The sequence below is a fragment of the Brevibacillus brevis NBRC 100599 genome, from assembly GCF_000010165.1.
GTDB lineage: Bacteria > Bacillota > Bacilli > Brevibacillales > Brevibacillaceae > Brevibacillus > Brevibacillus brevis_D.
This window is the reverse complement of record NC_012491.1, coordinates 114,963-137,950: the sequence shown is the minus strand read 5'-3', so window position 1 is coordinate 137,950 and position 22,988 is coordinate 114,963. Positions and strand designations below refer to the sequence as shown.

Sequence of the window (22,988 nt, the reverse complement as noted above, 5' to 3'; positions counted from 1 at the left end):
CAGCGACATCTTTTCGAGGGAAAGCTTATTGGAGTGCAGTCTTTAATGTATTCATATTGTCGCGCATGATAGACAAGTAATCACGACCCGCCTTTACATCATCTTCCGTCAAACCTTCCAACGGATTAAGCGTAGCCGTCTTCACGCCAGCTTCCTTCGCAATCACTTCCGCTACCTTCGGAGAAACCAATGTCTCGAACAGCACATAAGAAATGTTGTGTTCCTTTACATGCTCCACCAAGCTCTTCAACTCTGTTGTGGATGGCTCATCAGAAGGATTGACCCCAGAGATCGCTACTTGCTCCAGCCCGTATCGTTTTGCCATATAGCTGAATGCGCTATGAGAAACCATGAATTCTTTCTTCGGTGCTTGCGTAACCATATCTTTAAAATCTTTATCCAGCTGTTCCAGGTCTGTTGCTAATTGTGTGTAGTTCTTTTCGTAATCAGCAGCGTGCGCCTGATCCTTTTGCACGAGTGTATTTTTGACCTTCTCCGCCTGTGCCTTCAGTTGCATCGGATCGAGCCAGACATGAGGGTCCAGATCCCCGTGGTCATGACCTGCTTCTTCTGTGTGGCCTTCTCCTTCATGCTCATGCTCAGCTGCACGAATCATCTCGAGACCTTCCGTCGCATTTACGATCGTTGTCTTGTTTTTGTCGAGGTTAGTTACAGCCTTCTCTACCCACAGCTCCAAACCACTGCCGTTATAAGCGAAGATATCTGCTCCAGAAAGAGCAACCATATCTTTTGCGGTTGGTTCGTAGTCGTGAGGCTCTACGCCAGCGGGAACCAGATTCGTTACCTCCACGTGTTCACCGCCGATTCGCTTCGCTACATATTCCAATGGATAAATCGTCGTGTATACTTTTGGCTTCCCTGACGCTTCATTGCCAGCTTGCGGAGTCCCAGCCGTTTCGTTTGCTGCTCCACATCCAACCAACCCCACTGCCGTAATGAAACTGAGGGCTGCTAACATCGCTCTTTTCATCTATATTTCCTCCTGCTCCAATTCAAAATGATTCCGATTTAGGTTCTTATCGTTTTTCATTATACGGAGAGGAGCCCAAAAAGTAAATAGGATTTATTCCGATTTAAACATCATACGTACACATCTTCTGTCCCAGCTTCACAATTTCTCCATCTCATTATGATAAAATAATTGGCAGGAGGTATGTCCAAGATGAAACGTAAATCATGGTTAGCCATTACTTTTATCACCGCAGCTCTGCTTAATGGCTGTGGCTCTACTGATCAAGCTGAACAGAATCATAGCGATCATACGCAGCACGCCCCCAATGGAGATTTGCAGGAATTGACTGCTTCCGCTGATCAGCTACCAAAATTTTTAGACAACCAAGACCCTGTCATTATCGATTCCTACAAAGTTGCTGCCGCAAATCGTGAGCTGCTCAAATCCATTCCATGCTATTGTGGTTGTGGTGAAAGTGCTGGACACGGGCATAATGGCAACTGCTTCATCAAAGAAGAAAAGTCTGATGGCTCCATTGTCTGGGATGACCACGGTACTCGCTGCGGTGTATGCATGGAAATCGCTGTTATTTCCGGCAAGCTGAAAGCAGAAGGCAAATCTACAAAAGAAATTCGTACCTACATAGACCAAACCTACGGGCAAGGCTACGGAAAACCAACTCCTACCCCGATGCCTTCCTAAACACAGATAACAAGACTTCCCGGCGAGGAGGTCTTTCTTTTTTTCATTTTATAGAAAATCTTGTTATACCTGAGCTACCTCGTTATGGTTTTCACGTGTGTCTGTGGGATGGTTTACCTGTTCGCTAAACCTTGTTTGCTCCATGCCATCAGACGAGTAAAAGATGTATACGGCTCCTTGCTGTTATCCAGCCCTTAACCAAAGCCTCCTAATAGAAAAAGGGAGTAAAGCCCCTGCGCTCTACTCCCTTTTTGCATTTAATCAGACTGCCCGTTAAGCAGGCGCTACCGCAAGCATACGCTCCAAGGAAGCACGTGCCGCATCAGCAACATCCTCTGGCACAAAAATCTCCGGCTTCATATTCTCCAGCGCCTCGACGCACTTCTTCAGGTTGTTCACCTTCATATTCGGGCAAACGAGGTACTTGGAAGCGAAAATGAACGTTTTGTCCGGGCTGTCCTTTTCCAGCATGTAGCGTGTGCCGTCTTCCGTTCCAATGATAAACTCCTTGTGCGAAGACTCACGGCAGTATTTCAAAATTCCGGTCGTGGAACCAACGTAGTCAGCCAGGGATACCACTTCTGGGCGGCACTCCGGATGAACGACAACCACAGCCTCTGGGTGCTGCTGCTTCAACGTCATGATGTCTTCTACAGACAGTTGGTCATGCGTATTGCAGTACCCTTCCCAAATAATCATTTTTTTGTCCGTGAATTGGGATACATAGTGGCCGAGGTTTTTGTCCGGCACCCAAATGATCTCATCGCTGTCGATCGACTCGATCACGCGCTTCGCGTTGGACGACGTACAGCAGATGTAAGTTTCGGCTTTAACATCCGCAGAAGTATTGATGTAAGCCACTACTTTTGCATTTGGATGCTGTGCTTTGAGCTTGCGCAGTCCATCTACGTTCACCATGTCCGCCATCGGACAGCCAGCCCGTTCATCAGGAATAATGACGGTCTTCTGGGGATTGAGAATTTTTGCACTTTCTCCCATGAAGTGAACCCCACAGAACAAAATCACATCGGCATCCGTTTCTTTTGCTTTCTGCGCCAATCCAAAGGAATCGCCAATGAAGTCAGCGACCTCCTGAATCTCGGGGCGTTGGTAAAAGTGAGCAAGAATGATGGCATTACGCTCTTTCTTCAGCTGTAGCAGTCGTTCACGTAACTCAGCGTTGCGCTGGGCTTTTTTTTCTAACGCTAAAGCGTCCATGGAAAAAATCCCCCTACGGTGGTGTCATAATTTACGGTCATTGTAAGCGTATAACCTCCCCTTGTCAACGTGGTACATTTTGCACAAAAAAAGCAGAAACCGGCCTGTACAGACGTAGCTTCTGCTTTTTCATTCTCTTACTCGCCTTTTTCTCCAAGAACACGCTCCCGAATAAAGCGGGCAACGCCTTCCTCATTATGGTGTGGGGCGATATATTTGGCTACCTGCTTGATTTCGTCAGAAGCGTTTTCCATCGCGACGGAATATCCTGCGCCCGTCAATGCCTCACGATCGTTTTCTGCATCGCCAAATGCCATCACTTTCTCAGGGGAGATTCCCCATTTCTCACAAAAGTATTGAAGCCCTTCCCATTTGGAAACCCCTTGAGGAATTACTTCGACATTCTGCTTGCCGGATGAAGTGATAGTCACTTGCTCGCTCCAAGGCTTTAGCTGCTCTTTCACCCACTCCAGACGATCCGGGTCTTGATGCCAGACGAAGAACTTGACGATTTCTACTTCCCCTGACTCTACTTTTTCCAGTACTTCTGCCAAAGGCTCTACGCGTGCGAGTCTGTAATAAGGAAAACTCAAAATCGAGAATCCTTCTACAGATGCGTCCTCACTCATGGTCGCTTCCAAACGTTCACGGTCTTCTTTGATCATCCAGCGATTGCTATTCGTATCATGAAGCTCATAATAAATCGTTTCTTGCCTCAGTGCATGGATCGCACCGATTACCATCTCAGTGGGAAGGAGCCATTGACGGACCAGCGTGCCATCCCCCTCGAAAACAGTGCCGCCATTGCTACAGACATAGCCGTCAAAAGGAAAGGAATCGATCGGAATTTGAGCGGAGCCATACATCCTGCCCGTAGACAAAACGAGCTTGCAGCCTTGCTGTTGTAATTGGCGAAGTGCTTCTTTCGTTCCTTCTGTGAGCTTTGAATCGTGAGTCAGTAAGGTTCCATCCATGTCAAATGCAACCATGCCTGGTGTAAGCAACATATCCAATCCCTCTCATTCGTTTTGGGTTTGCCTTTTAGTCAACATAGTGGAGGAGAAGAAAAAGCACAGGTCTCTTCGACTCTGACACGCCAGCTGGGGGATTCACTGGGCGTCTCCACCTAAAAAAGGGGACCGTCGAGCCAAAGCCACCCTACGGGCGGATGTTTCTCGAGGAAGAAGTGTTCGACAAGCGTGGTCCCCTTTTTTAAGTTCCGACTGGGTTGGCGTTGTCAAGGTCTACGAGCCCTGTGCTTTTTCTTCTCACTAGCTTTATTGGTTCATCGAAACCTTTAAAACCTAGGAGCTAAACACCCATAGTATTTATAGCAAAAAAGGGCACCTGAGGCGCCCCTTATTGTTTCGGTTCTTCGTTTGTATCTTCTTGCTTTGATTCTTCTTTTACTTCTTCCAGCTTCGGTTGAATGTTCACGACCACATCTTTATTTGCATCTGGATCGTTATCCATTTTACCTGTTTCGATCAATTGCTTGATCTGTTCAGCATCGAGAGTCTCAACACGGAGCAGCGTGTTCGCAATCAGATCGAGCTGGTCACGGTGCTTCGTCAGCAATTCTGTACACTTTGCGTAGCACTCGTTGATAATGCTTTGCATTTCTTGATCGATCTCGTACGCAATCTTATCGGAGTAGTTACGCTCATTGCCATAGTCACGGCCCAGGAATACCTGACCTTGACTCTTACCGAATTGCATCGGTCCGAGCTTGCTCATTCCGTATTCGGTAATCATGCTGCGAGCGATAGCAGTCGCGCGTTGGAAGTCATTATGCGCCCCGGTACTAATATCCCCGAGCACCAATTCTTCCGCAACACGTCCACCCAACAGGCCGACGATTTTGTCGAGCAGGTCTGTTTTGGTAGCAAAGAAACGGTCTTCCTTCGGCAGCATCACGGTGTATCCGCCAGCTTGGCCGCGCGGAATGATTGTTACCTTATGTACCATTTCTGCATTTCTCAAGTGGTAGCCGATGATCGTATGACCAGCTTCGTGGAAGGCAACCAGACGGCGCTCGTCTTCGCTCACTACGCGAGACTTCTTCGCTGGACCTGCAATCACGCGGTCAATCGCTTCGTCTACTTCCGTCATCGTGATTTGCTTTTTGTTTCTGCGGGCAGTCAAGAGAGCCGCTTCATTCAGCAAGTTCTCCAAATCTGCACCTGTGAAGCCCGATGTACCACGAGCAATCACTTCCAGCTTCACGTCTTCGCCAATCGGCTTGTTGCGGGCATGAACCTTCAGTACCGCTTCACGGCCTTTGATATCAGGACGATCAACTGTAATTTGACGGTCAAAACGTCCCGGACGCAAGAGAGCTGGGTCGAGAATGTCAGGTCGGTTGGTCGCAGCGATCATGATGATCCCTTCGTTTCCACCAAAACCGTCCATCTCTACGAGCAACTGGTTGAGAGTTTGCTCGCGTTCGTCGTGTCCGCCGCCGAGTCCAGCTCCGCGTTGACGACCCACGGCGTCAATCTCGTCAATAAAGATAATGCAAGGAGCATTTTTCTTAGCATTTTCAAACAGGTCACGTACGCGGGATGCACCTACCCCAACGAACATTTCCACGAAGTCAGAACCGGAGATGCTGAAGAATGGCACACCAGCTTCGCCTGCAACAGCACGCGCGAGCAAGGTTTTACCTGTACCCGGAGGACCTACGAGCAGTACCCCTTTTGGAATACGAGCGCCAACCGCATTGAACTTGCGGTTGTCTTTCAGGAAGTCAACGACTTCCTCCAGCTCAGCCTTTTCTTCGTCCGCTCCTGCTACGTCGTCAAAAGTAACGCGTTTCTTTTCTTCGTTGTAAAGCTTCGCGCGGCTTTTACCGAAGTTCATTACTCGGCTTCCGCCACCTTGGGCATTATTCAGAAGAAAGAAAAACAGGATGAAGATGATGACAAAAGGAATGATAGAGGTCAAGAACGTGAGCCAAATACTGTTACCCTCGGCAGGATTAACAACTACATTCTTCATCTTTTGTGCATCAATTTTCTCTTCGACTAGCTTAATAATATCTGAGTCATACAAAAAAACATTGGTGAAGAATTTGTTGCTTTCCTGTCCCGGAATAGCTTTAGCCAACGTACCCTCTACTCTGTAAGTACCATTTTCAGGTCGAATAGACAAATCGGTGACGTTGTCAGCTTTTAGCTGTACCCGGAATTCCTGATATGTAAGTTTCCCAACCTTATCAGTACCGGAGAGGATGAAATTCACGATCCCGACCGTGACAAGAAAAATCAGTAGGTAGAACCCGGTATTACGAAAAAAGCGATTCATTCCTTACCTCCTCTCACGAACAGACACTTTTCACATTTTATCATAGAAAGTACGGTCTCCACAACAAACCTACTTCGTGTAGACCTCAGGCTTCAATACACCGATATAAGGCAGATTACGGTAGTGCTCGGCATAGTCCAAGCCATATCCCACAACGAATTCGTCTGGAACATCGTAACCCTTGTAATCCGGTGAAATATCCACCTTGCGACGCTCTGGTTTGTTCAGGAGAGTCACCACTTTTACAGAAGCAGCTTCCCGATGGCGCAACAGCTCTACCAAGCGACTCAGTGTCAGTCCACTGTCCATGATGTCTTCTACAACCAGTACGTGTCTGTTTTCCACAGATGTATCGAGATCCTTCAAGATTTTCACCATGCCAGAGGACTCTGTTCCACTTCCGTAGCTGGAAACTGCCATAAAGTCCATTTCGCAGGGAATGCTCATGTGACGGATCAGATCAGCCATAAAAATGACTGCGCCTTTCAGCACGCAGATGACCAATGGATTTTTATCCTTGTATTCTGCAGCCAGCGTCTCACCCAGTTCTCGAACTTTACCTGCAATATCCTCTTCTGATAGCAAAATCTTCTCGATGTCTTGATTCATGAAAAAACCTCCCGCCAATCTTCTCCAAACTCTACCCGCACGTGTAGAAAACGCCTGGTCTGTCCATTGATAGGCGCTACGGCGGAACGGCGCACACCTGGTACCAAAATCACCTCATCCCCCGCCGTCAAAAGCGGAAGCTTGTCACGCCATGCTCGTGGAAATTTGGCATCAATCAATAATTCCTTTAGCTTTTTTCCATTTGCTGAGCCAAACAGGGTGATGCGGTCTCCAGGTTTTCGGTTACGCAAATACAGCGATCCTGGCAACTGATCGGCATCAAAGACCGCTTCATTCGCCGAGAGTCGCTCCCAATCCATGGGACCTTCCAGGTAAGTAATATGTACCGTGGCCTTGCTTTCGTCGATCCAGGTTACACCAGGAACGGCGAGTTCGTAACTATACGTATGTATGCGATCCTGTCGCTTTCTACGACGAAAAGTGATTCGCTCGTACACCCGGTCGACTACCAGGTCATTGGGCAAATGCAATTCCGCAGAAGGGCGACTTCCCCCTAGCATGTGCAAAACGGTCTCCACATGTTGCGAAGACCATTCGGTATGTTTTGAGAGATAACTTAATATTAGAGTAATCATTCTCCTTTGTAAAGCAACGTCACAAGTTTGAAACTTGTCATTGTCCATCAAAAATGCTTCAGGTTTTTTCTCAATCATTACCTTTTTCAACTGCTCATTCGCCAGCCGCATTAAAAGCGCTTCGTCCTGCCGAATTGCCTCTGCAGTTGCCAAGATATGCTCCCGATACTTGTCATTCACTTTTTCTAATAAGGGCATGACATCCAGACGTAGCAAATTGCGCGTATACTTGCGCGATTGGTTGCTACTATCCTCACGAGGGACGAGTTGATGTTCCCGACAGTAGCCTTCCAGTTCTTGACGCGTTTTATGCAAGAGCGGACGCACGAGCTCAATCGGGCAATCCGCAAGCATTCTTCGCTTCGGCATCCCTGTCAGTCCATTCAATCTGCTGCCTCGCACAAATCGAAAGAGAATCGTTTCCACCTGATCGTCAGCATGGTGGGCCAATGCCAGCTTGGTCGCTCCTTGCGCCAGACCTACCTCTCGATACAGCCGATAGCGAATGTCGCGACTCGCTTCTTGCCCGCCCAATCCCGTCTTTTCCATATAAGCGGGGACGTCATACTCAAATAGGTGGAAAACCACTCCGAGCTCACGACACAGTTCTTCTGCATAGAGTGCATCCTGCCTTGCCTCTTCCCCACGAAAGCCGTGATTCAGATGGACAGCATGCAGCTTCCATTGATACTGGTATTGTTTATTGAGAGAAGCCAATATATGCAACAGTGCAGTAGAATCGTTGCCGCCGGATATTCCGACAACAACGCTCTCACCTGGAAGCAAAAGCCCCTCGGCCTCAATCTCGTTGCGCACGCTTGCCAGCATAGCGGGCTCCTTTCCAGATCGTCAGAACCGAAATTCCAAATATAAGTCCAGAAGCAATCGCGCCGGCCACCATCAATGTCTTGGTCGCCTGAGTAATCCCTCCGACATAATCGTTGTTTACAAAAGCAAGCATGGCTTTGTAAGCCAACGATCCCGGCACCAGTGGAATAATGCCTGCGACGCTAAAATTCGTAGAAGGAACTCGCAATATAATAGATAAGAGCTGGCTGAGCAAAGAAACAACAGCAGCTGAAACAAACGTCGACAGCAAGACCTCTGCACCGTAGATCGGAAGAATGGAGTAGACGAGAAACCCGACCACTCCGGCTAAACCAGCCGCTACGATTGTTCGAACCGGCACATTGAATAGCACACACCACGCTACTGAGGAGGCGAAGCTAAGCGCCAATCCTTTTAACAACATCGTACTCACCTCGTAAACGAAAGAATAATGGCTGTGGCTACCGCTACGGAGACAGCTGTCAGCATCGCTTCTACCCCGCGTGAAACACCTGCAACCAAATCACCAGCCATCAAATCTCGAAGTGAGTTAGTGATGGCGATCCCCGGAAACAACGGTAGCATCGCACCAATAATAATGATGCTTAAATGCAACTGCGGAAAGACCGTCACGGTCAACAACGCGAAAAGTCCTCCTAGTAAAGCGGCAGAAAACTCCGTAAAAAACTTCATCCGGACAAACTGTTCTAAATATTCCTGGCTCAGGTTCACAATCAACCCGGCTATCGCAGAGGGAACCAGACTGCCCCAATCTCCCCCTGCAAGCATAGCAAAGGAGCCGCTGGCCGTAGCGGCTGCTAGATGCTGCAACCATTTCGGATAGATCTGCTTTTTCTGATCGATCTCACGCAGCGTCCGATAGGCTTGCTCCAAATTAATTTTCCCACCGACAAACTGTCGGGAAACATCATTTACGAGCGTTATTTTATTGAGGTTGGTCGTACGTTTGGGGGTACGAACCATTCTTGTATGATCGAATCCACTGCAACGAAAGGACAGGATGATACTAGTGGGCGTTGCCGAGCTGTTTACATCATCCATCCCAGCAGCCTTTGCGATCAATGCCATTGTCTCTTCCGTCCGGTAAGTCTCTCCACCGTTTTTCAAAATAATCGAGCCTGCCAACAAGCAAGTATCCATCACCAAATCTGAGGACACGAACCGTCACATCCTTCACATAAACCATGCGTAATACAAAGTACCAGCCAATAGGAGTAACGAGGCGACAAAAAGACCGCTAATGCCCGCGCCTACATTCCCTTTCGCCCGCGCTTTCTTTTGCGACTTTTGCGGTTTGGCGCCCATGCTATCTCGCAAGACTGCCAACAGCTCCGCTCGCATTTCTTTCGCGGTCGCAAACTTACCGTGAAAAGCCTTCAATAGAGGCTCTCGGTAAGGATACAGGCTGTCACTTTTTCGTATTATATCACAGAGTAATATCGTGTGACGTGGGTCACCATGGCTGTTTTTCCACGTTTCCGGTCCAACCGTCAGACGCACCATCATCACGGCTGTCGAGAACAGGTCGTAACTTACTTCAGCCCGTCTATCACCTGCGTGCCAAAAAGCTCGATCATACTCTTCTGTAAACTGCCGAACCGCATTGCCCAGCTTGGTCACTCCACCGAAATCAATCAAGCGTACCTGCTTGTTCGTTTGGGTAACCATCACATTCTGCGGTTTCAAATCGCCAAAAATATAGCCATGCTGATGCAAAACATCCAGCCGCGCCAGCAATTGCACCATCATCACAGCCACCCAGTCCGTACCCTCTTGCTTGATATATTCATCCAGTTGCAAGCCTTGAAGATACTCCATCGCATAAAACGTACAGGCCTTCCCGTTTACAACGAGATCATCCACGTCGCACAGGAGCGGTCCCACTCTGGAATCCCGCCCCTGCTGTGTGCTTTTCAACACATTCACTTCCATTAAAATATCCATGCCTTCCACACCGACCTTAACCGCGCGCTGTACGCCACCTTGGGATACCAAGTACACGGTCCCGTTTGCACCACGCCCCAACTCCCGTAGGACGTGGTACGATTTTTTGTTCCATTTGCCTGTAAAGTGCTTGGGCAGGTCGGGGGTGGCTGCCTTAAAAGACATGGTCACGCAGCATTCCGTTCGAGTCGTCCTCATCGTCTTGATCGATGTAACGATCTTGCAGCGAGCGTGGGAGCTTGTCCTGCTCAAACAGGGCAATTGCCTCTACGATGGCGGGGCCTGTAGGAGTAATTCCGCTCATTGCCAAATCACTCGTAATTTGATGGGCCTGCTCGACCTTTTCTGTCCACGGAATGCGGATATCGAGATGCTTTTGTTTCCCCGGAAATGAACCGACCGCCATTCTGCTATGGCCACTCCGTGAATGCAGACTGATACTGAAATCGTGAATCGCTTGCTGAACAGCCGACAGCTTTGGCTTCATACTTCCTGAGGTATCGACCAGCATCACGACGTTCAAGCTGCTTTTTTCACCCAACTCGTCAACCATTCCGGCAACCTGCACTCTTTTATCAGGTGCCAGCTCCTCTATTCCGGAATCGCCCAAAATCTCTTTTAATTCTTTATTGACCACTTGATGAATGGTGCGCGTCATTGCTTTTCGCGTCAGCATTTGTACCGTTTGTGCAAGCTGTTGGGGGTACACGATGTCGCAGAGTCCACCTCCTGCTTCCGCAATATCCCTGATTTCCTTCTCCCCTTTCTCACCCAGCTCACTCTTGTCGATTACGCCAATCACATTAACCGTAATTCCTTGCTCCCTTGCCAATGCCGCCGCAGCAACGGGACTCATCCCTGAGTTGGAGCAACCGTCTGTCACTACCAGTATTTGACGAAGTGTCGCTTCTTTCACAATAATCTCCCCATTCGATCTGTTTTGTCAGTCCCAGCTCCGTGTAGCGAACGTTCATCCACTTCACTTCGCAGGATATTTTTAGCAACAGTATCGACGGGTAATAGAGAAAACATACTCCTAACTTACAATCCGAGGACGCTCCAGCTTCTCCATGCCATGTACCGCGATGGCAGCCCACTGTGGTACAAAGCGGTCAATTCGCGCCACCAACACGGTCATGTCATCAACAATTTGTCCGGAATGCTGGCGAATGACTTTTTCCAATAGTAAATCAGCGACCTCCTGTGGATCATTCGTCTCCAGTTCGCTAATGATTCGCTTCATCCACGCTTGCCTGTTTTCAATATGGCGAGGCGCTTCATAGATACCGTCGGACATCATGACGAGCAGATCACCAGGCTTGAGCATACGAGATACGACATCCACCTCGATTTCTTCCAAAATCCCAACTGGCAGGTTGTTGGCGGTAATCGTGATGACATCTTTATTTCTTTTGACAAAGCTCGGGGTGGAGCCGATTTTTACAAAACGGGTATGAGCGGTTTGCAAATCGATCAGAGCCAAGTCCACCGTCGCGAACATTTCCTCCTTCGAGCGCAGGGCGAGCACGGAATTAACGGTTTTGATCGAAATTTTTTCGTCCATGCCAGAACGAAGAAGCTGCTGGAGCATATCAAGGGCTGATTGACTCTCTATGGATGCCCGCTCGCCATTTCCCATTCCATCGCTGATCGCCAGCGCCATTTTTCCATTCCCCAAATCCATCGTGCGGAAGCTGTCACCAGATAGTAGCTTGCCGTCTTTGGCTGCACCTGCAATCCCGATATCGATCTCATACGTTTTGGCGGAAGCAAGGCACATCGTGCATGAACCGTCTTTTTGCGCTTCACAATGCCGCTCGCGAACCACAATGTTTTCTCCCAATATCTCCGTGAGCATGGGAGCCACGATCTTCGCGCATTCATCGCGGCCATAGCAAGTCGGCTGACTGATTTCGATATCGACCTTCCCTTCTTCCAAGCTGTGTATTTCTACGCGGCGTACCGATAGACCCAAGCCCTCCAATGCTTGTGAGACCTGCTTTTCCTGAAAGCTCAGCTCCATTCCCTCTCGCTGTATTTCCCGGGCAAAATCACTCATGACCCGAGAGACTCCAGATAGCTGGTCAGCTACAAGCATTCGGCTTTCCTTTATCTGCTTTTTCAGTTGGTCGAACGATTGCTGGCGATCGTATTCCTGCTCCATCACAGTCATGACCTTCTCTGTTTTTACACACTTGCGCTCCCAATCACGGGGCGGAGTAACCCCAGCCAATGTACCGTGCTCGTACACTTTTTCCCTTAAAAAGCGCATGCCCTCATAGGTCGATTGTGTATCTTTTTCCCAGCATTGTTCTTTTTTCCAGCATTTTTGGCAGGTGAATTCAGATACACGGCTGAGAAAGGCATCAGCCTGTTCTTCTATTTCCTCAGGATCGGCGGTTTGGGCAAAGCTATGGGAAAGTTGCGTAAACAAGTCGGAGAATTGCTGGATTTTGCCCGCCGTCACATCGCGGACTCGGCGCATATATTCTTGATGGGATTGTAGATTCTCGGGAGTCCCGGGGATAAATCTCGCTACTTTTTTCCAAATAGCAGCAGGGGTTAGAATGAAGAGCACAATGGCCAAGGAGGTTTCGATCAAGGAGAAGTAGAGTGTCTCTTCTGCTCCACCATAAATCGCGAGAATAGCCGTACCGATTAATAAGCCTGCAGATACACCCACTTTGCCGCCTTCCTTCAGCAAGCCTGCCAAAAGACCGGAAAAAGCAAGCAGATTGATTTGTAAAAGAGCACTCACATTAGCCAGACTGAGGATGAGACCTGTAACCACACCAACAGCCGCACCGATCGTGCCACCACCGACAAAAGCAAACACGAGCAGCAAATAGCGTGAAAGCACATGCTCCATCGAAATCCCTTCGACCATCCAATCCACAGTACCCGTCATCAGGGAAGCCAGTAAAATGACTAACGAAACGATCTCTTCATTTTTGAGAGGCTCATAAGGCTTCGCCAAATGAATGATCGATAAGGACTGAATGAATATGAGCGTCAGCACAAAGCCAAGAATCGCTTCTACTGCAACCATCACGAGCTCGTAAGTCGTTACCTGATTGGTCAGAACCGCATACAACAGACGGCTGATGAAAATCGTCCCAACAACCAGCAAAGGCGTCCGTGAAAAATCTTTCTTACGCATTTTATTCATCAGTTTGCAGGCAAAGAAAGCAAGTATTACGCTTAAGGAGGTTTCCAGTCCAACTGGCACCGACTGGGTAAAAGCACCGATAATAAGAGCCATCCCCGTGACAAGCAAACAATCTCGACGAATATAAAACATGACAATGAAATACGGTATAGCAAAGGGAGTTAGCTCCTCCACGATCAGAGCTCGTCCTAATAAGAAGCCCATAAGGATGGGGAGAACATTCCACTTCTCTATGATATCTGCTACTTTTTCTCCCCACGTCTGGGCAGTGGTACCCATTCGATCGGACACTTGCCGCGTCCAAGCATGTCCGGCTTGTGTTACGTTTTTGTTCGCAATCATTTCGCTCCACCCCGTTCTTTGTCAATGTGTTTCTCCATTATACGGAGGGGGCATTGTAAAATTTGTCAAAAATCCAATGAATATTCACGGAATCGTGCGACAAATTCAGTAACGCAAATGGACAAAAAAAACCGACGTTATGGCGGATAACGTCGGCTGACAGGTGATTCGCGCTTTGCGAAACGGGCTTAGGATACTGTATTCGTCAAGACTTTGAAATGACCTTCCTATTTTTACTTTCAAAATACACTTTCCACAAAGAAAGAAAAGTCATAATTTTCCGAATTAAAAAAGGCCGACTGCGGCCCTTTTTCTCTACGCTTTTCTTCAAGAGGGACTGTTCCCGCTGATAGCGGGGTGGCTGAGCTTGCCTCACGAAGACTTATTTTTAAAAATGGATGGATGTCCCGGACGTAGACGTCAGCAATTTCACTAATATGCACCAGTCCGGTCACATCGCCTGGCAGATGAACACACGCTCCGACGCGGAATGTTTCCCTCTCGTTGAAGATCAGCTGTATACTCAATCCGGAATCATATAGATGCTTTCGCCTTGCTTGGTAAACAAAATTCGCTTACGTACCAGCTCTGCCAAGTACTCCTGATCGTTTAACCGACTTGCTTCATAGGTCAGATCGTCTTGCTTTTGCTGCAAGACAGCTGATTCTTGCTTCAAGACTCCCAGCTCTGTCTCCTTCTTGGACAACTCGCCACTTTGCAAAAACAAGGTATAGCTAGTCCAGACGAAAAAGCACAGGATCACAAAGAAAAAGAGACGCATTCTCCTTCTTTGCCCTTTTCGGTTAATGGAAGAGGTTCTTGATTCCTTCATCAGTACGCCACCTCGAATCTACTCCCGCTTTCTCTTTGAGTGAAACCAATTCTTCCAATTGGTCCAAAATCCTGTTGTTTTTCCGTACATTTTTTTCCCCAAATGTTGACCCCATCTGGCAAAAGGAGAGGTGACAAAACGCGTCACTTTCCACAAAAAGCCGAGGATCCCGAGCAACACGGAATACAAAAATGTCAGCACCATGATGATCACGCGGAAAAGAAAGAGGACAGGACGTACTAGCAGGATGTCTATAATTTTTACGACCGTACGGTAAAACCACTGACAGAATTTTATCACGCGGTGCAAGAAAAGGATATACTTCTTACTACCTAATAAGAAATATAGCCACGCGCCAAATATCATTCCAAAAAATATCGGAAACCGAATGATCCCGTCGTTCACTTTCACCAAAACTATGAAGACAACGCCCATACTGCCCACCCAAAAAAGGATGTCAAAGAAAAAGACCAACCAGAGTGGCAGTCTGGCCTTGCCCTTAAATACATGGTACGTATCAAATCCCATACCCATCAGTGCACCACACGTCGACATGGCCAATACCGTCTGCAACTGGATGACGATGTTCACTTGAATAACTTGCCGAAGAATCCTCTCGACCGATCGCCGGCCTGCCCTTGCTCCAGATAGGCCATCTCGTGAACGAGCCCCTCGATCGCTACTTCTCCGGTTTCCAGACTCAGATTTTTCATATGCAGGTTTTGGCCTCGTATGGTTAAAAAGCCGCCGTCCGTCTCCAAGAGGAATTCTTCGCTGTCAAAGCTTTCGACGTTTTTTACTCCCGAAATCGCTAAGCTGCGACGATTAATCATCACGACTTCATGACGTGGCCGTCTCGTGTGATCGTTCATGATTACTCCCTCCTCACGTACCCTTCTTGTACTATCGTATGGGGAGGGATGTCCTGTTAGAACAAAAACGGTCCATACACAAAAGAAAACCCCATATAAATACGGGGTTTCGTCTCACTATCTTTACTTGTAAACGGTATAGTTCCCGTTCACGTAGATGATTTTGTAACCGGTACGCTCCGTGATGGTTTTCAGAGGCAGGGTAGGAACGTTGTTTTTCAACTGAACCGCTGTAGGCAGCGTTACATTCTTGCCATTGATGGTCGCTACGTTTGAACCGACCTTGAATTGCATGACCGTATTGCCGCTCACGACTTTTGCCGTTGTTTTGGTGTAGCTGATCGAAAACCCGAGGGCATCTCGGAAAAACGTAGTTGGCATTAGCGTGTTGCCATTTACGGTATACGGTGCCACTGCGAGTCCGGTTGTTTTACCAGCCTTCGTAAAGGAAGCGACGCTTTGCTTGAAGCTCACGCCGTTCAGAGCTACGATGGTCGCCGGACGGGAGAAGAGCAGACCTCTCTCCTCGGAGTTGTAGACGCCAATGCTGTACACACCTGGAGTAGCCGGATTCACAATGCCAGCAGACTCGGCGATATTGACCTGAGCTACTGTTTTTGCCGGAATATCCTGGGCAGGAATAATAATCAGATTTTGTCCGCGTACACCAACAAAGCTAGCGGCCACACCGTTCACCGTTACTGTGTTCGCTGGCAAGTAAGCTGGAACACGGAAGCCAACTGGGAGTACGACTTCAATGAAGCCCTGATTACGAACAATCGGAGCACCCATAGCTTTGATGCCGATTGAAATACCAGCAGGAGTAGAGGCAGTCGCTCTCGTCAGCCCAACCGTTGCCAATGTATTATCCACCGCAACTGGTGGAGTCACTCCGGAAACTTGAAATTCCTTCGACTTATAGGTCTTGTTGTCGATCTTGGCGGTCACGGTATAGGTTCCCGCTGTTCTCGGAGTGGTCAAGTAGCCTTCGAATGCAAACTTGATGCTCGCGCGATTCGTACTAGTGAATCCGTAAGGTGTGCGGAAATAAACCTTATTCCCCAACACGCTTACATTCGTCACTTGTGCGCCATTGACGGTGACGCTGTTACTGGTAAGAACCGGTGGAACGGTTACTCCATTTGGGAATTCGACCTCGATTTCTGCGTTCGACCCCAGCTTGTTGGAAAGATCCACGTCAAATGTATAGCTCGTACGCGCTCCCGCTGCACTATCCGACAAAGAAACGGTGAATGGCGTATTGCTTGTGTTTGTAATCTCTACATCTTTTGACTTGTATTCTTTGCTGTCATATTCGATTTCATACGAATAGTACTTGTCTGGTTTCGATGGGTTTACAATTCCCGCGGAAGAGGTAAACTCCAGCTTTATGTAGCTATCTCCGTCTGCACCGCTCGGGATCTCAATCCGAATCGAGTCGCTGTCGAGAATCGAAACGTAATCCGGTTTGTACCCGTTTACCTTCACATCAGATTTGCTGATGCTCTTTGGCAGCATGTCCTTGGAGGGGAAATTGACATAAATGTATTTGCCCTCTTTCAGCCTGCTTTTCGAGCTGAGATTAAATTTTCCGAGCGTTAAGGAGATGGAGTCCTCGGCATTTTTACTGCTTGGGGAAGCCTCGAAGTCACCCTTGCTACTACTGCTGCTGCTACTGCTCGAAGATTTGCTGATCGTAATCTTTTCGCCCTTGTAGCTGGTCTCCGCACTTGTTTTCACTTCGATCTCGTAGCTGCCCTTGTCTTCCGGGTTGGTGATATTATCAATGGTTAGTGTAAGCACAGTGCCTTTTCTGATCTTCTCATCGACTTCGACCTCAACCACATTTTTGCTTACGGATACGCTGTCGATCGAAATCTTGTCATTATCGTCATCTTTTAGCGTGACGTCCGATTTTTTTAATTTTTTATCCACCGAATAGTCAGATGGGAACCTAACGAAAATACTGTCGCCCGATGATAGGTCCTTATTGATTTCAAACTCAATCGTATATTCTGTTTCCTCGTCCACACGTGTACTGTCTGCAGAAACATCCTCGATAGAGAGAGCATAAGCCGCTTTTGGCTCGAGCATCACTGGACTTGCCAGTACCGCAGTGGCTAGCAGCACTGAGATCCCTTTGTTTACGCTTTTGTTCAACGGTAACGCCTCCTTATCTAAAGTTCCCTACTATGATAGGAAATGTTCGGCAGGAAAGGGTTACAGACTGGTAACGAATGATTTTACCCACAGCTTGGAAAAGTCGATCCATCCAAACGAATCGACCGCAATTCCTTGCAAGGCGGGATGGTAGTGATCGAATCGCTTCGTATGGTACAGGAAAAGCAGCCACGCCTCATCCTTAAGTATGTCCTCCATCTTTTCCAACGCCCGCATACGTTCTTTGCTGTCCTGTAGCTGAAGAATTTTTGACATCCGCTCCTCAACAATCGCCAGCCTGTCATCATCTAAAAAACGATGTACCAAGGAGCATTTGTTTTTGTATATCTCCATCAGCCCCAGCTCGATATCACGTTGCAGGACTTCCCCCATCATAGCCATATCGGCATGTTGAGCTGTATCGTACGACAAGAACTGGCCTTTCGTAATGCCCTGCAATTCAAGTCGAATGCCAACCCGCTGACACCTCTCATGGAGCCACTCTGCTTCTTCTCTCACTTTTTTCGTGTCGTTAAAACTCAACAAGACAGCCTCGCCCTGATACGCGCTTTTTTGTAGCCAGTGAGCCGCCTCCTCTATGGTATGGGAGGAAAAGTGCATACGTTGGCTTCTTTCCGGCAAAAAGCTTCCGGCAGGCGTAAACGTCTCTTTTTTCAAGTCTCGAATCATTTGTACAGGGTCAATCAGTAGTTTGATTGCCTGGCGAAAAGCGAAGTCGTGCTGAATACCTGGCTTTCGAAAGTTGAAGTTCAGATAGTGACAGCCCACCTCTTGAACCTCCAGAGATTTGCTATCATCTTCCGTCGCTTCATCCTCAGCCAGCGAGAGCTGATACCGTTGCTTCGAAGAACATGATCCCGGTACTCGCCAGATTTCTACCCGATCCAGAATCGCCCGCTCCCGATAATAGTCGTCGAACGCTGCCAATACCAACCGATCCTCTGTAAATTCGACCATCCGAAACGGACCTGTCCCCACAATCGCAGACTCCGAAAACAGCACATCATGCGGCAAGATCGACATTCCGATGCAAGATACTAAATGCAAGAAAAAACCGTTTGGCTTCCGCAAATGAAAAGTAATAGCTCCGTCATTTCGCTGTTCGATCCAATCGATATCGTCCACTTGCCAACGATACGGCGAATCCAGCTGAATCAGTCGCTGAACGGTATAGGTTACATCTTCTCCTGTCAGTACACGACCATGGTGAAATCGGACTCCTTTTCGTAAATAGAAGGTCCAAGCAGTCATATCCAAATTTCTTTCCCAAGCATAGGCTAGCTGGGGCTTAAAGTCTTGTGTTGCCAAATCGAAAATGACAAGCGTGTGGCAGATTTGCTGGATAAAATGACTCTCCGCCGCTACTGCTACGAATGCAGGGTCGATGGTGGAAAAAGCTCGTTCACGCGGAATACGTAAAATCTCCTGACTCCTCTTATCGTTCTCTATTGCAACAAATCCGAATTGACTGTCCCATGTTTCCTGCAAAAGCCGCTTCGCACCCGCAGGCAAATTTTTATGATGCAAAAGCTCCACTGCTTCTCCAACTTTTCCGTCCATCAGTCGCTTCTGAAAGTAACTAGCCAAAAAGTCAGTGATATCGCAGAGAATCGTGAGCCTCGAATGATTGCCCCGACCTACCCCTGCCTTCCATAAAAGAAGCCCCTCACTCTCCCATTTGCGCAAAATCAGTTTCACATTGCGGGGCGTACAGCATAGAAGATGGGACAACTCTTGTATACCGATCTTTTGTTCGCGCCCCGTCTCCCATTCGGATAGCCCGAGTAGCATCTGCATAAAGTGCTCATTGCTTTTCATAAGGCATCCCATTCCTTAAAAGGTGAAATTTATAGAGGAATCTTACCCTTTTTCTTCTCCTTTTCATAGCTACAATTGGAAAAAAGGAGGTCGTCCCCATGAGCTTTTCGCAACTCCATCCCAACATTCGCATACGAATCGTGACTTCCTTTCTGACACGTCTGGTAGGAAATATGATCTTCCCTTTTATGGCCATCTACTTTTCTGCCAAGCTCGGTCCTGCTATAACGGGGCTCCTGTTAGTCCTGACCGTATGTGCGCAAATCTTGATGGGCTTCTACGGAGGCTACCTGGCTGATCGGTGGGGCAGAAAAAAAGTGATGGTATACGGACAATGGATTCAGTGCTGCGCTCTCTTCATCATGATGGCAGCGAACTCCCCGTGGCTCGACTCTGCTTGGCTCACGTTTGCCATGATGCTCGTTCAGAATGCGAGTAACGGAATGATTAACCCTGCCGCAGATGCGATGCTCATCGATGTCAGTACGAAAGAAAACCGGACGTATATGTACGGCATCAGCTACTGGTCCAACAACTTATCGATTGCGCTAGGTTCTGTGGTGGGAGGACTCTTGTTTGCTACCCATCGCTTTGAACTGCTTCTCGTGCTAACGGTTGTCAGCTTTCTCACACTGGTGATCATCGCCTTTTCCATCAAGGAATCGTACCAGCCAAAGCCAATGCCCCCTATCGGATCGAGGACAGGTATCTTACGGGATATGGTTGCAAGCTACAAGCTGGTAATGACTGACCGTCGGTTCATCCTCTTTTCACTAAGCGGCATGCTCATCTTTGCACCGGAATTCCAAACACCTAACTACATCGCTGTCAGACTTGCTCAGGAGTTTGCCCCGCGGAGCATTGGTTTATTTGACTGGTTTACTGTTGAACTGACTGGCATCAAAATATTCAGCTTGATCCAACTCGAAAATACGCTGCTCGTGGTATTATTCTCTCTTGCCGTCACCAAGCTCATCGAGCGCTTGAAAGAAGCACCTGCCTTGTATATAAGTGGACTGATGTATATTGCCGGGTACTCACTGATTATGTACAGCAACTCCCTTATCGTTATCCTGGCTGCGGTGCTTATAAGCACAATAGGCGAGCTGATTCACGCTCCCATTCGCCAAACCTATCTGGCGCAAATTGTAAAGGATGATTTACGTAGCTCCTACATGGCTGTGAACGGACTTGTTGTGCCCGGAGCGCGGATCATGGGGGCAGTCGGAATCACTTTGGGAGCTGTCCTCCCATCCTATCTAATGGCACTCCTCATCTTTTCGCTGGGGGTCGTAGGTGTCATCCTCACCCGCTCGATCGTGTTGCAAATGGATTCCAAAGAACGTTTACTTCCTCACACAAAAGAAGCTGCCCGATGACACAGGCAGCTTCTTTTTTTGAAATGTTACTGGTTCGTCAGGCTCTCCAAAATGGCATCGCCTCTCCCGCCAATTTTCACAATAGCGTATTTGGCATTCCGCTCCACTTCAAGTCCGGTTCCTTCCGGGACAAAATAGCTTTCTATGCCGTATTCCACTCGATTGCCACCGATTGTGCTTCCATTAATAATCACATCCGATGGCTGAGGCTCGTAAGCCCGATTCCATTGACCATTGCGCTCGTAATAGCCACTGTAGCTGTGCAAGCCATTTGCTTGTTGACGGAGTACGACACGAATCTTATCCCCTGAGTCAACCTGTTCCTGGTCCAATGCAGATATGGTGTAGCCAAGTCTGACGTAATCCCCTTGCAGCAACGAACGCGGATCGATTGGGACCAGCTCCAGCTTCACCGTTTTTCCGTTGGCCAGGATCGTCTCACTGCTCCATACTTGATAGCCAATCAAAGCAAATTGCAGCAAAATGACAGGAAGCAACACAAGCGCTTTTCTCACAAAAAGGGAAGGCTCGCTTTTTGGCCACTCGATTTTCGCCCTTCGATCCCACCACAAGGTAGCGACGAAAAACACCAGGCTAAGCAAAAGCAGGCTCAGTGACTTGTGCAGCAAGCTCCATAGCATGTCGTAGTACTTCATGAGGAGAAAGGCAAACCAGAAACCGAGCACGATTCCAAATCTCACCCTATTTTGCTGATGCAATGTCCGGTACAACAAATACGTGCTGACTGCGAAAAAAGCCAGATTCACGACCACATCCATGGAGCCTGATTGAAAGCTTTTCTCCGTCAGGATCAAAAGCGAGAGTAAGGCGTACACCAACGAGCTGTTTTGCAAAACGACTGGCAATTGCTTTACGTAATGCATCCCCATCTGCGTAGCAAAGATGATTACGAGCACATATTCAAAGGAAGGCAGGTACTCATCCAGCTTCGTAGCGAGGACGACTAAAAAGGTCAACTGTGTCAAAAGCCGCGCCGGAATGGCTGAGACAGCTTTCCACACGTATAACAGTACCAACAGGAAAACGATCCAATAAGCTCCTTCTAAAAAGAGAATAGAACCGACACCCAATAGATACCCCATTGTGAGCAGCGTATATCGTACCGTTGTATTCATCCTGCTCATAAACACCACAGGGCCAATAAAGCCAATTAATGAAAGGAAAAACAGTAAATCAATAACCACTTCGTCTTGAATGATCAGAAAAAGCAGACCTGCTATCGAAGTGGCTCCAATGGATGCGGCAATGGTTGTGACGAGAACCGTGAATGCCTCTTGAAAAAACACAACCCATTTGCTTTTTTGATGCGCTGATTCCTTGCGCAGCCAATTAATCCCTGCAACTGCTCCCCAAACAATGAGTACAGTCAGCAGCAGCATGAAAACAAAGAAGCTTTCTGAGAAATATTGCACCATATAGGATATGAAATTAGCGAGCACAAACAGCGCGAGCAACGATGCCGTCACAATCAGAAGCCCGCGACTCGGCACCCATTTTAAAAACGTAACAAATAGAATCCCGCCCGTCAGGACATATAAAAGCTCAGGGAGCGGACCATACACTTCGGTGAAGGATGAACCGAAAAGACTGAGGGAAAACGTCAGAAATGATAGGTAGTAAATCGGCTTGGAATGCCATTTCCCCGTAGAGGTTAACCAGAACAGGACCATATTCCCCAACGCAATCAACCAAAAAATCATGAACCACCACTCGTCTTCACGCGCTACATGAATGACGGATGGATGGAGAAAGAAATAAATCGCTAAATGAGCGAGGACATAGCTGATGACATAGAATGGCTGATAGCGCGTGAAAATCGCGAACAGCAAATTCGGTATGAGCCATACGACGAACAGCATATAGCTGTCGGCATGTGAATTGTATATTTGCCCCAACAATGCCACACTGGTGCCAAAAGCCAAGCCTCCAGCTACCAGAAGCCAATTGCTCAAAAACGAATGTCGTTTGATAAAACGCAGTCCATAGGATAATAAATAAAAAAGAACGAGGATTGCCACACTGACGCCGATCTTTTGTTCCCTGACCATAAGCGGCCAGTTCGAAGCAAAAAAGTATAGGATAGATGATAACAGAAGCGAAATGGACAAAAAGTAACCCGTTCGAACCCCGTTTTGTTGCATACAGCACACATCCCTTCGGAAATACCCTCAAGTACT

General features: G+C 48.0%; 19 protein-coding genes. 2 read left to right on the top strand and 17 right to left on the bottom strand.

What is annotated here, in order from left to right:
- Positions 1-25: 25 nt before the first annotated feature.
- A complete protein-coding gene (locus BBR47_RS00795; RefSeq protein WP_012683898.1) occupies positions 26-991 on the bottom strand; it encodes a metal ABC transporter substrate-binding protein in 966 nt (321 codons plus the stop codon).
- A gap of 192 nt (positions 992-1,183) precedes the next feature.
- On the opposite strand from BBR47_RS00795, the gene BBR47_RS00790 reads away from it, so the two are divergent.
- Entirely contained in the window at positions 1,184-1,675 is a 492-nt protein-coding gene (locus BBR47_RS00790) for a PCYCGC domain-containing protein (RefSeq protein WP_012683897.1), read from the top strand.
- A gap of 273 nt (positions 1,676-1,948) precedes the next feature.
- Here the strand turns inward: BBR47_RS00790 and nadA are convergent, their stop codons facing one another.
- The 15 genes from nadA to BBR47_RS00715 form a co-directional block, all read right to left on the bottom strand.
- A complete protein-coding gene (gene nadA, locus BBR47_RS00785) occupies positions 1,949-2,893 on the bottom strand; it encodes a quinolinate synthase NadA (RefSeq protein ID WP_012683896.1) in 945 nt (314 codons plus the stop codon).
- A gap of 137 nt (positions 2,894-3,030) precedes the next feature.
- Complete coding sequence (locus tag BBR47_RS00780; RefSeq protein ID WP_012683895.1) at positions 3,031-3,900, bottom strand: Cof-type HAD-IIB family hydrolase; 870 nt, start codon at positions 3,898-3,900, stop codon at positions 3,031-3,033.
- A 352-nt stretch (positions 3,901-4,252) separates the two neighbouring features.
- Positions 4,253-6,199, bottom strand: a complete 1,947-nt coding sequence (gene ftsH / locus BBR47_RS00775; RefSeq protein WP_012683893.1) for an ATP-dependent zinc metalloprotease FtsH — start codon at positions 6,197-6,199, stop codon at positions 4,253-4,255.
- A 69-nt stretch (positions 6,200-6,268) separates the two neighbouring features.
- Positions 6,269-6,808, bottom strand: coding sequence for a hypoxanthine phosphoribosyltransferase (gene hpt / locus BBR47_RS00770; protein ID WP_012683892.1), 540 nt, complete (start codon positions 6,806-6,808; stop codon positions 6,269-6,271).
- Complete coding sequence (gene tilS, locus BBR47_RS00765) at positions 6,805-8,232, bottom strand: tRNA lysidine(34) synthetase TilS (RefSeq protein ID WP_012683891.1); 1,428 nt, start codon at positions 8,230-8,232, stop codon at positions 6,805-6,807. Before tilS ends, hpt begins: the two co-directional genes overlap by 4 nt.
- On the bottom strand, positions 8,204-8,656 hold the full coding sequence (locus BBR47_RS00760; RefSeq protein ID WP_012683890.1) for a threonine/serine exporter family protein: 453 nt from the start codon (positions 8,654-8,656) through the stop codon (positions 8,204-8,206). The genes tilS and BBR47_RS00760 overlap by 29 nt, the downstream gene beginning before the upstream one ends.
- 5 nt (positions 8,657-8,661) lie before the next feature.
- The gene (locus BBR47_RS00755) at positions 8,662-9,411 is read right to left on the bottom strand and encodes a threonine/serine exporter family protein (protein ID WP_012683889.1); all 750 of its coding nucleotides are present in this window, start codon (positions 9,409-9,411) and stop codon (positions 8,662-8,664) included.
- 15 nt (positions 9,412-9,426) lie between these two features.
- Complete coding sequence (locus BBR47_RS00750; RefSeq protein ID WP_012683888.1) at positions 9,427-10,395, bottom strand: serine/threonine protein kinase; 969 nt, start codon at positions 10,393-10,395, stop codon at positions 9,427-9,429.
- Positions 10,352-11,113, bottom strand: coding sequence for a vWA domain-containing protein (locus BBR47_RS00745; protein WP_012683887.1), 762 nt, complete (start codon positions 11,111-11,113; stop codon positions 10,352-10,354). Before BBR47_RS00745 ends, BBR47_RS00750 begins: the two co-directional genes overlap by 44 nt.
- Before the next feature lie 120 nt (positions 11,114-11,233).
- On the bottom strand, positions 11,234-13,708 hold the full coding sequence (spoIIE, locus tag BBR47_RS00740; RefSeq protein ID WP_012683886.1) for a stage II sporulation protein E: 2,475 nt from the start codon (positions 13,706-13,708) through the stop codon (positions 11,234-11,236).
- Positions 13,709-14,231: 523 nt separating this feature from the next.
- Positions 14,232-14,540 carry an FtsB family cell division protein gene (locus BBR47_RS00735; RefSeq protein WP_012683885.1) on the bottom strand — a complete coding sequence of 103 codons (309 nt, stop codon included), beginning with the start codon at positions 14,538-14,540 and terminating at the stop codon, positions 14,232-14,234.
- 18 nt (positions 14,541-14,558) lie between these two features.
- Positions 14,559-15,131, bottom strand: a complete 573-nt coding sequence (gene yabQ / locus BBR47_RS00730; RefSeq protein WP_012683884.1) for a spore cortex biosynthesis protein YabQ — start codon at positions 15,129-15,131, stop codon at positions 14,559-14,561.
- Complete coding sequence (gene yabP, locus BBR47_RS00725; RefSeq protein ID WP_007726414.1) at positions 15,128-15,412, bottom strand: sporulation protein YabP; 285 nt, start codon at positions 15,410-15,412, stop codon at positions 15,128-15,130. Before yabP ends, yabQ begins: the two co-directional genes overlap by 4 nt.
- Positions 15,413-15,535: 123 nt before the next feature.
- Positions 15,536-17,572, bottom strand: a complete 2,037-nt coding sequence (locus BBR47_RS00720; protein ID WP_012683883.1) for a copper amine oxidase N-terminal domain-containing protein — start codon at positions 17,570-17,572, stop codon at positions 15,536-15,538.
- Between the two features lie 60 nt (positions 17,573-17,632).
- Positions 17,633-19,411 carry an SgrR family transcriptional regulator gene (locus tag BBR47_RS00715; RefSeq protein WP_041749192.1) on the bottom strand — a complete coding sequence of 593 codons (1,779 nt, stop codon included), beginning with the start codon at positions 19,409-19,411 and terminating at the stop codon, positions 17,633-17,635.
- Between the two features lie 98 nt (positions 19,412-19,509).
- Between BBR47_RS00715 and BBR47_RS00710 the strand changes: the two genes are divergently transcribed.
- The gene (locus BBR47_RS00710) at positions 19,510-20,790 is read left to right on the top strand and encodes an MDR family MFS transporter (protein ID WP_012683881.1); all 1,281 of its coding nucleotides are present in this window, start codon (positions 19,510-19,512) and stop codon (positions 20,788-20,790) included.
- A 26-nt stretch (positions 20,791-20,816) separates the two neighbouring features.
- Here BBR47_RS00710 and BBR47_RS00705 read toward each other — a convergent pair whose 3' ends face one another.
- Entirely contained in the window at positions 20,817-22,952 is a 2,136-nt protein-coding gene (locus tag BBR47_RS00705; RefSeq protein ID WP_012683880.1) for a GDYXXLXY domain-containing protein, read from the bottom strand.
- Between the last annotated feature and the right edge of the window lie 36 nt (positions 22,953-22,988).